Raw genomic sequence first — 12,794 nt, forward strand, 5'->3', positions numbered from 1 at the left:
TGCCGCCGGTCGTCCTGAAAGCATCACGCCGCGATGAATTCGTTCCAGCGGCGGACCATGTAGCGGTCTTCGTCCATGACCGAGTTCCAGCACGCCACCTTGCCCATACGCTCCTCGAAGGAACCGCCATCGCGCACGGCACCGGCCTTTTCCATGACCTTGCCGTCTGGCGCGATGATATCGCCCTGAGCCGCCTTGCCCTCGACCCAGTAACCCCACTCGTCGGCGGTCATGTGCTCCTTCGCCGTTTCCATGGCGGCGGAGTAATAACCCTGACGGTTGAGGTAGGCGCCGACCCAGCCCGAAGTGTACCAGTTGATATATTCATAGGCTGCATCGAGCTTCGCACCGGACAGATGCTTGGCAAGACCGAGACCGCCGCCCCAGGAGCGATAGCCTTCCTTCAGCGGCTGGTACTTGCAGGCGATGCCCTTGGAGCGGACCGCGGCAACGGCCGGTGACCACATGGACTGGATGATGACTTCGCCCGAGGCCATGAGGTTGACGCTTTCGTCGAAGCTCTTCCAGAAGGCGCGGAACTGGCCGTCCTTCTTGGCCTTGATGAGGAAATCGATGGTCTTGTCGATTTCCGCCTTCGTCATGTTGCCCTTGTCGGCATATTTGATGTTGCCCATGGCTTCCATGATCATCGCCGCGTCCATGATCCCGATCGACGGGATGTTGAGGATGGAGGTCTTGCCCTTGAACTTGGGATCCATGATATCGGCCCAGCTGGTGATATCGCGGCCGACGAGATCGGGGCGGATGCCGAGCGTATCGGCATTGTAGATGGTCGGAACCATGGTGAAATAATCGGTCTCACCCTTGGCAAATGTCTTGTCGCCGGGCTTCTCGACGTAACCGACAGTGTGCGGCGCAGTGCCCTGCGCGACCACGCTGTCAGGCTTCAGCTTGCCGTTTTTGAACAGCGGCACGATCTTGTCGTAATATTTGAGCTTCTTGATTTCCATCGGCTGGATGACGCCGGCCGGATAGACCTTCTTCAGGATCCAGTATTCGATATCGGCGATATCGTAGGAGTTCGGCTGGGTGACGGCGCGCTGGGCAGCGGCGTCGGAATCCGTCGCCGTCATCTCAAGAGTGATCCCGAGGTCCGCCTTGCACTTTTCGGCAATGGCGTTGAGGTTGGAGACGCCGGTCCCGAACTGGCGGATGGTGATGGGGTTCTGCGCCCAGATGGTCGGGAAGCCGGTGATGAGGCCGGAGCCGATCGCCGCACCCGTGGCAGCCGCGCCCGCTTTCAGGAGGCCGCGGCGGGACAGGCCCTTCTTGCTGCTGGTGGTATCGGTCATTTCAAAGTTCTCCTCTGGTTATTTTTGGGGTCACTTCTCTACCCGGCCGAGCACGATGGCATCGGCCGCATTCCATGAAAGGGGTATGGCGTCGCCGGTCCTGACCGGGTTTTCGAAAAAGGCGGCGTCGCTGAGGATGACGTTGAAATCCTCCATGCCGGCGCCGGTCACGGCGATCTTCACGGTGGCGCCGCGATACTCGACATTGGAGACGATGCCCGTGAAACCGAGACCGGGTTGATCGGTCTCACCCACACGCACCCGATCGGTGCGAACGGCGATATCGACCGCCCCGTCATCCGGCGCCGCGCCTGTCGCGGTAAATGTGCCGCCGCCTGCGACTTCAAGCGTTACCAGCTCGCCGGACCTTTCCCTGAATCGTCCGGAAATGACATTGTGGTCGCCCATGAAACGGGCGACGAAAGCGGTCGCCGGTCGCTCGAAAACCTCACGCGGGGTCGCCGCCTGCTCGATCCGGCCGTCATTCATGACGACGATGATATCGGCCAGTGCCATCGCCTCTTCCTGACTGTGGGTGACGTGGACGAAAGTGATGCCGAGTGAAGTCTGCAGCTTCTTCAGCTCTGCGCGCATGCGGATCTTGAGGAAGGGATCGAGCGCCGAAAGCGGCTCGTCCAGCAACAGCGCCTCGGGATCGGTAATGAGCGCGCGCGCCAGCGCCACGCGCTGCTGCTGCCCGCCGGAAAGCTGGGCCGGGCGGCGGCCGGCATAAGGCTCGAGCTGCATCAGGCGCAGCATGTCCAGCGCCTTTGTGCGCCGGGTCTCCCTGTCCACACCCTTCATCTTGAGGCTGAAGGCGACATTGTCGACGAGATCGAGATGCGGAAACAGCGCATAGGACTGGAACATCATCGCCGTGCCGCGCCGGGCGGGCGGCAGATCGGTCACGACGGTGTTGCCAAGCCTGACATCGCCGCTGGAAATGCTCTCGTGACCAGCGATCATCCTGAGCGTCGAGGTCTTGCCGCAGCCCGACGGGCCGAGCAGGCAGCAGTAGCTCCCGGCCGGTATCTTCAGGCTTATCGCATGCACGGCGGTGGTGTTGCCGTAAATCTTGGATACGGAAGCGATGTCAATTGCGGCGGCTTTGCTCATAAACACTCTCCTGCGACACTTCTATCCATGCAGGAGGCGTGCCAATCGGCTTTCTCATTGATGCAAAAGGATAATTTAAAAGAGGAGAAACACAGGGTGAGAAGAGTGCCCAAATTTACAGCGATTGTTTTCGATGCGATGGAAAAATTGTATGCAATCTTGGCGACTAATTGATTACGCGCCGCTGGTTCACATGGCGCATGAACCCGCAAGTCGCAGCGCGAAGCCTGCGGCGCACGGACCACTGCGCACGCCGCTCTGCAGGCGTGCGCAGCCATGGAATGTTAGAGCACACCGAGGAACTGCCTGAGTTCCGGTGTGCGGGGGTTAGCGAAAACTTCTTCCGGCGGGCCGATCTCGTGTACCCGTCCCTGATGCATGAAGACGACGCGCGAGCAGACGTCACGGGCGAACTTCATTTCATGCGTCACCATCAAAAGTGTCATGCCCTCCCTGGCAAGCTCACGCACGACAGCGAGCACCTCCGACACCAGTTCCGGGTCAAGCGCGGACGTGATTTCATCACACAGAAGCGCGATGGGCTGCATGGCAAGCGCGCGGGCGATGGCCACACGCTGCTGCTGACCGCCGGAGAGCTGGTCCGGATAAGCGTCGAACTTGTGCGCCAGACCGACACGCTCCAGCATCCTGCGCGCCATCGCCTCCGCCTCGGGCGCCGCCAGCTTCTTCACAACCATCTGCGACAGCATCACATTGCCGCCGGCAGTCAGATGCGGAAAGAGATTGAACTGCTGGAAAATCATGCCCACCTTTAATCTGAGGGCCTTCAGATGCAGCTCGTCATCAAGCAGCTGGGCGCCCGCCACCTGAATGGAGCCGCTGCTGATCGTCTCAAGACCGTTGATACAGCGCAGCAGCGTCGATTTTCCCGAACCGCTTTTCCCGATGATCGCGATCACCTCTCCGGGCTCGACATCCAGGTTGATGCCCTTCAGCACTTCGTTGTCGCCAAAGCTCTTGTGGACTTCAGTGATTTCGATGAGCGACATTGAGCTTCCTTTCGAGAAACTGGCTGGATTTCGACAGCGGCCAGCAGAGGGCGAAATAGATGAGCGCCACCAGCCCGTATACCGTGAAAGGCTGGAAGGTCGCGTTGGTGACGATCGTGCCGGCCTTGGACAGTTCAACGAAACCGATAATGGAGGTGAGCGCGGTGCCTTTGATCACCTGGACGGAAAAACCGACTGTCGGTGGAATGGCGATCTTCATCGCCTGGGGCAGGATGACGTAACGCATCTGCTGAAGGCGGCCCATGGCAAGGCTTGCCGAGGCTTCCCATTGCCCCTTTGCGATCGACTCTACACAGCCGCGCCAGATTTCCGCCAGAAACGCAGCAGTCCACAGGATGAGCGCCACGCCTGCGGCAAGCCAGGCTGGAACATCGATTCCGAAGAGGCCGAGGCCGAAAAAGGCGATGAAAAGCTGCATCAGGAGCGGCGTACCCTGAAAGACTTCGATGTAGATGCGGGCAAGACGGCTCAAGGCCGGACGCGAACTGATGCGCAGCCACAGAAGCGCGAGGCCGACCAGGCCTCCGCCAGCGAAGGAAACCAGCGACAGCAGCAGCGTCCAGCGCGTGGCAAGCAACAGGTTGCGCAGAATATCCCAGAAGGTGAATTCCATCATCGCGCCAGCCTCCGCGGAAAAAGGAAGCCGCCCAGCGCCAGCATGCCCTGCCGCAGCAGGATCGCGAGCAGCAGGTAGATCACCGTCGAAACAATATAGGCCTCGAAGGCGCGGAAGGTGCGCGACTGGATGAAGTTGGCCGCAAACGTCAGGTCTTCCACCGCGATCTGCGAGACAACCGCCGACCCGAGCATGACGATGACAACCTGCGACGTGAGCGCTGGCCAGATGCGCTGCAGCGATGGCCGGAGCACCACGTGGCGGAAGGTTTCGAAGCGAGTCATCGCAAGGCTCGCCCCCGCCTCGAACTGGCCTTTCGGTGTTGCCTGGATGCCGGCGCGAATGATCTCGCAGCTATAGGCGCCGAGATTGACGATCATCGCCAGATTGGCGGCGGTCAGCTCCGAAAGCTTGAAACCAAGCGACGGCAGGCCGAAAAAGATAAAAAACAGCTGGATGAGGAAAGGCGTATTGCGGATGAGTTCGACGTAACCGCCGACGATGGGCCTTAGCCAGGAGGGGCCAAGCGCACGGGCCCAGGCGCAGGCGGTGCCGAGCGACACGCCGATAACGCCGCCCACCAGCGTCAGCTGGCTGGTGATGGCAATACCCTTGGCAATCTGCGGCCAATATTCGCCGAGCCACAGGAAATCAAATTGATAGCTCAAGAAAAGTCCCCTTGCGCCGGTGGTGAGAAAGCCGTCCCGGGGAACCGGGACGACGGGGATATGTGACGATCAGAGATCGGCCGGCAGATCCTGCCCGAGCCATTTGGTGGCGATGGCATTCAGCGAACCGTCCGCCTTGGCCGCGGCGATAGTCGCATTGACCTTCTCCAGCAGGGCCGTCTCATTTTTGTTGAGGCCGATGTAGCAGGGCGAATTCTTGATCAGGAATTTCATTTCCGGCCGCTTCGGCGGGTTCTTCGCCAGAATGGCGGCGGCGACCACATTGCCGGTTGCGACAACCTCCGCCTGACCGGACAGGAAGGCGGAAATGGTGCCGTTATTGTCCTCATAGCGCTTGATGGTGGCGTCAGCGGGCGCAACCTTCGTCAGCTCGAGGTCTTCGACAGAACCGCGTGTCACGGCAACGGTCTTGCCCTTCAGGTCCTCGGCTTTGGAGAGGGAGACGTCCTGCGGACCGAACACGCCGTTGAAAAAAGGAGCATAGGCGGTCGAAAAATCGATGACCTTCTCGCGTTCGGCGTTCTTGCCGAGGCTGGAGATCACCAGATCGACCTTGTTGGTCTGCAGATAGGGAACGCGGTTGGCGCTGGTGACTGGCACCAGCTCCACCTTCACGCCCAGCTTGTCGGCGATCAGCTTCGCGACGTCGATGTCATAACCCTGCGGGGTCATGTCGGCCCCGACACTGCCAAAGGGTGGAAAATCCTGCGGCACGGCGACGCGCAGCGTGCCGCGTGCGGCAATGTCGGCAAGGGCGTCCGCCTTTGCGGGCGCGGAAAATCCGAAGGCGGCAGCCATGGCGGCGGCGGCGATGAAGGTCCGTCTGAATATCATGGGTCATTCTCCTTGTGCTGGTTCTGTTGCTCGGTTTTTTTGTCGGTATCGCCGCGGTTATGTTCCGGAAGGGCGAGCGAGTGGCGAAGACCGGCGAGCGGGTCAGGTCGCCGGGTGAGATCGAGGCCGGTTTCCACCTCGTCCAGATGTTCGATTGAAAGCTCCGCCGCCCTCGCGAAATCGCCGGCTGCCATCGCCTCGAATATCCGGCAATGTCCCTGATGCGACTGCAGCGCATGAAATTCCGACTGGTAAAGCATGGAAATGAGGATCGTGCGGGCCGTCAGGTCGCGCAGCAGTTCAACGAGGACGGCATTGCCACAAAGCTCGGCGATCCTGATGTGAAAATCGCCCATGAGGCAGGTCAGGCGCTGCCGGTCGCCCGCGGCTATGGCGACTTTCTCTTCCTCGAGATGCGCCAGGAGAACGCCGCGCCCTTCTTCGGTAAGGGTCCGCATACTGCGCACTAACCCGGATTCGATGATCCGGCGCGCTTCATAGATGGTCATCGCCTCCTCGGCAGACGGCTCGACCACGAACCAGCCCCGCCTCGCACTAACGTGCACGATTCCCCGGGTTTCCAGCCGCATCATCGCCTCGCGTACCCGGGTGCGCGATACGGAGAAAAGACCGGCAAGCTGGTTTTCGCTGAGCCGTGTGCCCGGCCGGATACGCGCCGACAAAATGCCGGATACGATGGCCTCTTCAATGTTTATCTGACGATCCTGCCTGGTATGTAAATCTTGCATACAAGACAGAAAGCAAAGCCCGTGCCAGACGGATTCCCCACTTTAAATCGCGGGGAAAACGACATGAGCTCAAAATTTGAGCAACCTGTCCAGCGCACACGAAAGAAGCAGCCTGTTAACAGGACAGATTTTCATCACTCGATCAAAAACGCCCGCAGGCGATTAACCCTACCCGGCCTTGAACCGGTCGAAAGCCGTGAGATATTTGACCGTAGGGTCGGCGTCCCAACGATAGATTTCGGTGCGCAGAAAATGCAGCTCCTCCGCCAGCATCTCTTCCGGCAGCTCCGCCCACCAGGATTTCGGCCGGCCGTCCGAACCGTCCGACCAGCGATAACCCCGCTTCTTCAGGTGATCCTTCATATCGAAGGGGCTGTTCTCCGCGTAGATCCGGACGCGCGATCTACGGCTAGCCGCGTGAAGCTCCATGAAGGGCGTCATGCCTTCCTGGCCCGGCCGGTTCTGCTCGAGCACCTCCAGCAGCGCGAAGCAATCATCAACGGCGCGATGACCATCATGGAAATAACCGGACTGACCGATCAGATAACCCAGCTTGTTGCCCTCAAATCCACGCACCCGCCAGTCGATTTCGGAAACGGAGCAGGCCCAGGCCTTCTCATTGAATATGGGCGAGAAGGCTTCACAGAAGGGACGGTCGAAGCCGGCATTGTGGGCAATGATCAGATCAGCATCGCCGACGAGAAAAGTCAGCCGCTCCATGTCGATCGCCTGCCCCGCAACCATGTCATCGGTGATCCCAGTCAGCCGGGTGATCTCCGCCGGTATGGCGACGTTGGGCTGCCGAAGTCCGCCGTAAATGCCGGTGACGTCGCCAATGGCGCCCTGATCGTCGAACGTGAAGGCGATGACGCCGATCTCGATTATTTCGTCCGTCCGGTGGTTCAGACCCGTGGTTTCCGTGTCGAGGATCACGCCCCGGCGGGAAAATTCCGGCCTTGGCCGTTCCACGACCTGACGCGGCATGAGCTTGCGCAGAACGCGGTAATTGCCGGTGGATTCGAGATAGCCCGCCAGCCCCTCATCATCCATTGCGACCCTCTGCACCGCTCCGCGTCCCGGCATTTTTCGCCCCCGTTCGGTCTCGGGAAGCCGCGCGGCCGCGGAAGCGAAAAAGTCCAACTGGGAGGTCATGAGGTGCCTGCCGCCTTGCCCGGAAATCGAAAATCAGTACTCCAACATATGCGTAGAGGCTCACGGTAACAACAGCAGACGCTCTCATCCACAGAAAGGCGGCGCCAATCCGTTAACGAAAGACACGCACGGTTTCAGGCTTCGGAAAAAACCGCCGTCATCTGTAAATCTGCGGCGATCTCAACCACGGCGGTCAGGGAGCCGGACGCCCCAGGACAGTCTCGCAGCTCGCCGGATCGCCGATGATCTCGCTCGTGGTGATGATGGAAGCTGCGTCCGCGGTGATCTTGATGATGCAATCGCGGCGATGTTGCTTGATTTTCATGCCCTCGGTCTGCGAGACCTGCGCCTGCCCGTCGACGGTCCGGTATTCGCGCCGGTTGCTGAGCCCCGCATAGGTCTCGACATCCACTTTCAGCCAGTAGGATTCGGTTGCGCCCTTTTCGATGATGACCTTGTTGGGGCGGCCAAGCCGGGCGATTGCCGCCTCCCGCGGCTGCCCTTTAAAACCGGCCACAGTGCGGGTGATTTCCGTCTGCCCGGTGCTGGTGCACGCCACGGCCATGGTCAGCATCGCTGCCAGCGCTCCGGTTTCAAGCAATCTCATGTGCAATTCATCCCCTCGTCACACGCCACCGGCCCGCGGGTTGCGGTCGCCGCCGGCCGCAAATCTAGGAGCGATCATCTCGCACTGAAAGGAGGAGCGGCGTATGGGCCGATCAACTTGTCATGATCAGCCGCGGCCCCCGCTAGCGGTTGCGGAACACGGTGCAGGGAACACCCGCCCCACGGATTTCACCACAAAGCGCATTGGCTTCGGCTCTGGTCTCGCGGCCGATGCGCGCGGCGTAACGCGGGCGCGAACCGAAATTGCCACCCCTTTGCCGCACGATCAGTGCGCGCTCGGCATTGAGAGGCCCCGACAATTGGCCTATGGCACGGGTAAAGAGCCGGTTCGCCACCGTCGGATTGTAATGGGCGGCAAGCTGCACACCCCATGGCGCCCAGTCGGCCGAAGATATCAGGACGGGATCGTTGATCGTGCGTGTATCGGCAAGCCGCAGGCAGGCGTCGATGAAGGGCCGGCTGCCGTCCAGCGCCGGCGCGGCCTTATCAGGTGGATTGTCTTTCCAGCTTTCCACAGGGTACCCGGTGATTGCAAAGACATAATCGCGCGTTTCCACCGGCAGGCGACCTGTCGCGATAAAACCGCGCAGCCCCGCCTCGCCGGCATTATAGGCTGCGGCTGCCAGACCGAAATTACCGAAGCGCAGCTTCAGCTCCGACAGATAGCGTGACGACGCCTCCAGCGCAGCAATGATGTTGAAACTGTTGTCCAGACCACGCAGCCTCGCCGTCCCCGGCATGAACTGGGCAATGCCTTCCGCCCCCTTCGGGCTCACCGCATCGGCCCGGAACAGGCTCTCCCGCCAGATCAGCCTGGCGAAATAATCCGGCGGAACGGCATGGCGCGCGGCGAGAACCTCGATGGCGTGGCAAAGGTCCCTGTTGTAGCTCTGGGGACTGATGCACAATTCGGGCGCCACATCGTGGGCATGGGCGCAGGACGCCTTGCCGTCAGCCGGCGTTTCGGCCTGCGCCGGCCCGAGAAACGCCGCCAGCCAGCAGAGAACGAGCACGACCCTGCCTGTTGATGTCATCCCTGCCAAACGAAAGTCCCCGTAATCTTCAGGCGCGCTGCGTCGATTATCCGACAATCGCGACGATATGCCTATACCCCGCACTTGCATGGATCGATTTCGGTTTCAGACGTTTCATGGCCCCCATGCCAAGGCCCGCAGGGGATGGAAGGGAACCCCAGATGCCTCTAAAAGTCCTGCCATTCCTCACGCGCGACAGCCGCGCTCGATGCGCCACGCACGCCCGGCGGGCGGGATAGCGGGCGGCGCGGGGCGGCGGCGCCGGGCTGGTCCGACCAGCTGCGCGTAGAGGCCGCATGACGCGCAGTCTCCTCGAACCGGAACTGGCCAAGGAGCTCGAACAGGGCCGCGGCCTCCCGCGCGAGGCTGTGGCTTGCGGCCGTCTGCTCCTCCACCATCGCGGCGTTCTGCTGGGTAGCCTGATCCACGCTGTTGACCGCCTGATTGATTTCGGCAAGCGCCGTGGACTGTTCGCGGGCCGCATCCACGATCGCCGCCACATTGGTATTGATGTCGCGGACCTGCTCTGCGATTTCCTGCAGCGCCGAACCCGCCCTGGTGACGAGGCCGACGCCGTTTTCCACCTGCTTGCCCGAAGCGTTGATCAGGTTCTTGATTTCCTTTGCAGCCGTCGCCGAGCGCTGCGCAAGCTCGCGCACCTCCTGCGCGACAACGGCAAAACCCTTGCCTGCCTCGCCTGCACGGGCCGCTTCCACGCCCGCATTAAGCGCCAGAAGATTGGTCTGGAAAGCAATTTCGTCGATCACGCCGATGATGCTCGAGATTTCCCGCGATGATTTTTCAATCTGATCCATGGCGCCTATGGCATCGCGCACCACTTGGCCTGAATGTTCGGCATGGTCGCGGGCACGGGCAACGATCCTGCCGGCTTCTTCCGCCCGACGGCTTGAATCACCGACTGCGGTGGTGACCTCTTCAAGCGCGGCAGCGGTCTCCTCTATCGAAGCCGCCTGCTGCTCCGTCCGTCTGGCAAGATCATCTGCCGCGGATCGTATTTCATTCGACCCGGAAGAAATGGCGCCGGCATTTTCAGACACCCGCGTCATGGCCCGCTTGAGCTTTTCCGAAGCCGCGTTGAAATCCGTGCGCAGCCGTTCAAGCGAGGGAATGAAAGGCGTGTCGATGCTCTGGGCAAGATCGCCTTCGGCAAGGTCTGTAAGGCACTGCGCCAGCTTTTCGACATTCTCGACACGGCCGGTCACATCGGTCGCGAATTTGACGACCTTGAACACTTTCCCATTCAGATCGAAGATCGGATTATAGGAAGCCTGGATGAAGACCTTGCGGCCGCCCTTGCCAAGACGCATGAATTCATCCGCCACCAGATCGCCGCCGGCGAGCCTTTCCCAGAACTGCCTGTAGGCCGGTGACTGTGTATAGGCCGGCTCGCAGAACATGGAATGATGCCGGCCCTGCACTTCCGCCAGAGAATAGCCCAGCGCCGTCAGAAAATTCTCGTTGGCAGTTAGGATTTCGCCGTTCGGCGAGAATTCGATGATGGCCTGCGCCCGGGAAAGGGCGTCGATCTTGCCGGCGTCTTCCGCCGCCTTCAGCTTGCGTGCGGTGATGTCTGTAGCGATCTTCACCACCTTCACCGGCTTGCCGCGGCGAAACACCGGGTTATAGGAAGCCTCGATCCAGACCTCCCTGCCGCCCTTGCCGATACGCTTATACTGCTGCTGATCGAACTGACCGGCAGCAAGTTTTGCCCAGAAGCCCTTGTAATCCGCCGAAGCCATGACGGCGGGTTCGACGAACATGCTGTGATGCCTGCCGAGGATTTCCGAAAGTTCGTAACCCAGAGCCCGACAGAAATTCTCATTGGCGGCAAGAATCTTTCCCGAAAGGTCGAATTCTATGATGGCCTGGGATTTGGAAAGCGCGGCGAGAACCGCGAAAGCATTGGCACCACGATCAAGAACACTCAAGCGCGCTTCTCCGATAAAACAGGAAGTTTCCATCCAAAATTATTCACGCATATTATAATTTCAGTATTAATTGATATTTAATGATAATTTTATTTTCGTCCGATGCGCGTGCGTACTCCAGCGAAATTTCCATTCATTGGTTCGTTTTTTGAAATTTCACACCTGTCCCCGTAGTCGAAGACAGGGCGATGCAATAGTTCCATTGATACATTTGTTCCGAGTCGGGAGCCCGCTTCCGGCCTGGGCAATATATTTGGGGGAGACATGATTGATCTTGTGGCAGTGCTTGCGGTGTGGACCTATATCGGCGGCTTCTTATGGCTGACGGCCCGGCTGGCGAAGCGCACGGGCGAACCGGTCTGGCTTTTTGCCAAGGGTCGCGAAAGGCAAACCGTTCCCGCCACGCTTTTCCGTGTCGCGTTTCTTCTCGGCGCGCTTCTGCCGCTTTTCACCCTCTGGCTGGAACCGCAACAGGCCGGTTGGCTGCTGGACCGACACTATACCGGCGCAGCCATCCGCTTCGCTGGGGTGGTTATGGCGCTGGCGGGAAGTGCGCTCGCGCTCTACGCGCAGCGTTACATGGGCAAATCGTGGCGCATCGGCGCGGCCGAAGGCCATCTCGGAACCATCGTGGATACCGGGCCTTTCAGCATGTCAAGAAACCCCGTCTTCGTCGGGCAGATTGTGCTGTTTACGGGATTGGTTCTGGTGTTCACCTCCGTTCTGCAGCTCACCGTCGCCATCGTCCTCATCATTGCGGTGATGCTGCAGGTCAACATTGAAGAGCGCGTGCTGACAAAGGAACTTGGCCCGGCCTATGTTGCCTATCGGCGCAGGGTGAGACGCTGGCTTTGACACTGGTCACCGTAGCGTTTTCGGAACGTTTTCGCTGCGGCTGCATTTTATGCCGGATGGGGAGCCGTCAATCTGCCCATGAGTTACCCGCCGGCAAGGGGGATGCCGTCAACCTCGGAGGACCATACCCATGCAAAAGAACATGATCTGTATCTGGTACGACAAGGACGCAGAGGCAGCAGCCCGTTTTTATGCCGACACGTTTCCCGATAGCGAGGTTATAAAAGTGTATCACGCGCCGGGCGACTATCCCTCCGGCAAGCAGGGGGACGTCCTCATGGTGCAGTTCACTGTCGCAGGCGTAACCTGCATCGGCCTCAATGGTAGGCCGCAATTCAAGCACAGCGAAGCTTTTTCATTCCAGATATCGACTGAAGATCAGGAGGAAACCGACCGCTACTGGAACGCCATCGTTGGCAATGGCGGCCAGGAAAGCGCCTGCGGCTGGTGCAAGGACAAATGGGGAATCTCCTGGCAGATCACGCCGCGGGTACTGATGGATGCCATGGCTGCCGGCGGGGCAGAAGGCAGACGAGCCTTCACGGCGATGATGGATATGAAGAAAATCGACGTCGCCGCCATCGAAGCCGCACGCCGGGGTTGATGGAGACAGACGGTTCAGCATCAGGTAGCGAAACGCCCGCTTTCCACGTAAATAACTGACGTCTAAACAGAAATACATGCATTGCGCTTCCAGCGATCGTATTTCGCGGCGCCGACGATGCTGCGCCGCAAGTCATCATAAAACGTTCAACAAAATGTAAGCTATCCGTCAAATACGACTGTTAGCAGAGCCCGTGGCTTCGTGCTCAGGACATGACGTCCCTGC

General features: G+C 60.0%; 13 protein-coding genes. 2 read left to right on the forward strand and 11 right to left on the reverse strand.

The genetic code is table 11. From position 1 onward, the window contains the following. Positions 1–23 precede the first annotated feature (23 nt). The 11 genes from BTN45_RS14835 to BTN45_RS14885 all read right to left on the reverse strand — a co-directional run bounded on the left by BTN45_RS14835 (position 24) and on the right by BTN45_RS14885 (position 11,110). Complete coding sequence (locus BTN45_RS14835) at positions 24–1,313, reverse strand: PotD/PotF family extracellular solute-binding protein (protein WP_004444880.1); 1,290 nt, start codon at positions 1,311–1,313, stop codon at positions 24–26. Positions 1,314–1,343: 30 nt separating this feature from the next. Further along, positions 1,344–2,429: an ABC transporter ATP-binding protein gene (locus BTN45_RS14840; RefSeq protein ID WP_004444882.1), complete on the reverse strand. Its 1,086-nt coding sequence runs from the start codon at positions 2,427–2,429 to the stop codon at positions 1,344–1,346. A gap of 284 nt (positions 2,430–2,713) precedes the next feature. Further along, positions 2,714–3,439, reverse strand: a complete 726-nt coding sequence (locus BTN45_RS14845; protein ID WP_006700492.1) for an amino acid ABC transporter ATP-binding protein — start codon at positions 3,437–3,439, stop codon at positions 2,714–2,716. After that, positions 3,417–4,076 carry an amino acid ABC transporter permease gene (locus BTN45_RS14850; RefSeq protein ID WP_006700491.1) on the reverse strand — a complete coding sequence of 220 codons (660 nt, stop codon included), beginning with the start codon at positions 4,074–4,076 and terminating at the stop codon, positions 3,417–3,419. The genes BTN45_RS14845 and BTN45_RS14850 overlap by 23 nt, the downstream gene beginning before the upstream one ends. After that, positions 4,073–4,744 (reverse strand): amino acid ABC transporter permease, encoded by a 672-nt coding sequence (locus tag BTN45_RS14855; protein WP_034496560.1) that lies wholly within the window; start codon positions 4,742–4,744, stop codon positions 4,073–4,075. Before BTN45_RS14855 ends, BTN45_RS14850 begins: the two co-directional genes overlap by 4 nt. A gap of 69 nt (positions 4,745–4,813) precedes the next feature. Beyond that, the gene (locus BTN45_RS14860; RefSeq protein ID WP_004444890.1) at positions 4,814–5,599 is read right to left on the reverse strand and encodes a transporter substrate-binding domain-containing protein; all 786 of its coding nucleotides are present in this window, start codon (positions 5,597–5,599) and stop codon (positions 4,814–4,816) included. After that, positions 5,596–6,348: a GntR family transcriptional regulator gene (locus BTN45_RS14865; protein ID WP_037092628.1), complete on the reverse strand. Its 753-nt coding sequence runs from the start codon at positions 6,346–6,348 to the stop codon at positions 5,596–5,598. Before BTN45_RS14865 ends, BTN45_RS14860 begins: the two co-directional genes overlap by 4 nt. Positions 6,349–6,516: 168 nt before the next feature. Further along, entirely contained in the window at positions 6,517–7,500 is a 984-nt protein-coding gene (locus BTN45_RS14870; protein ID WP_034496567.1) for a 3'-5' exonuclease, read from the reverse strand. Positions 7,501–7,693: 193 nt separating this feature from the next. Then, positions 7,694–8,107: a hypothetical protein gene (locus tag BTN45_RS14875; RefSeq protein WP_034496568.1), complete on the reverse strand. Its 414-nt coding sequence runs from the start codon at positions 8,105–8,107 to the stop codon at positions 7,694–7,696. A gap of 142 nt (positions 8,108–8,249) precedes the next feature. Continuing rightward, positions 8,250–9,161, reverse strand: coding sequence for a lytic transglycosylase domain-containing protein (locus BTN45_RS14880; protein ID WP_042936997.1), 912 nt, complete (start codon positions 9,159–9,161; stop codon positions 8,250–8,252). A gap of 167 nt (positions 9,162–9,328) precedes the next feature. Further along, the gene (locus tag BTN45_RS14885; RefSeq protein WP_207589790.1) at positions 9,329–11,110 is read right to left on the reverse strand and encodes a PAS domain-containing methyl-accepting chemotaxis protein; all 1,782 of its coding nucleotides are present in this window, start codon (positions 11,108–11,110) and stop codon (positions 9,329–9,331) included. 264 nt (positions 11,111–11,374) lie between these two features. On the opposite strand from BTN45_RS14885, the gene BTN45_RS14890 reads away from it, so the two are divergent. Both BTN45_RS14890 and BTN45_RS14895 read left to right on the forward strand, forming a co-directional pair. Further along, positions 11,375–11,965, forward strand: a complete 591-nt coding sequence (locus BTN45_RS14890; protein ID WP_207589792.1) for a methyltransferase — start codon at positions 11,375–11,377, stop codon at positions 11,963–11,965. A 130-nt stretch (positions 11,966–12,095) separates the two neighbouring features. Continuing rightward, the gene (locus BTN45_RS14895; protein ID WP_207589794.1) at positions 12,096–12,569 is read left to right on the forward strand and encodes a VOC family protein; all 474 of its coding nucleotides are present in this window, start codon (positions 12,096–12,098) and stop codon (positions 12,567–12,569) included. The last annotated feature ends 225 nt before the right edge of the window (positions 12,570–12,794 follow it).

It is taken from the genome of Rhizobium sp. ZX09, from assembly GCF_017357485.1.
Classification (GTDB): Bacteria; Pseudomonadota; Alphaproteobacteria; order Rhizobiales; family Rhizobiaceae; genus Agrobacterium; species Agrobacterium pusense.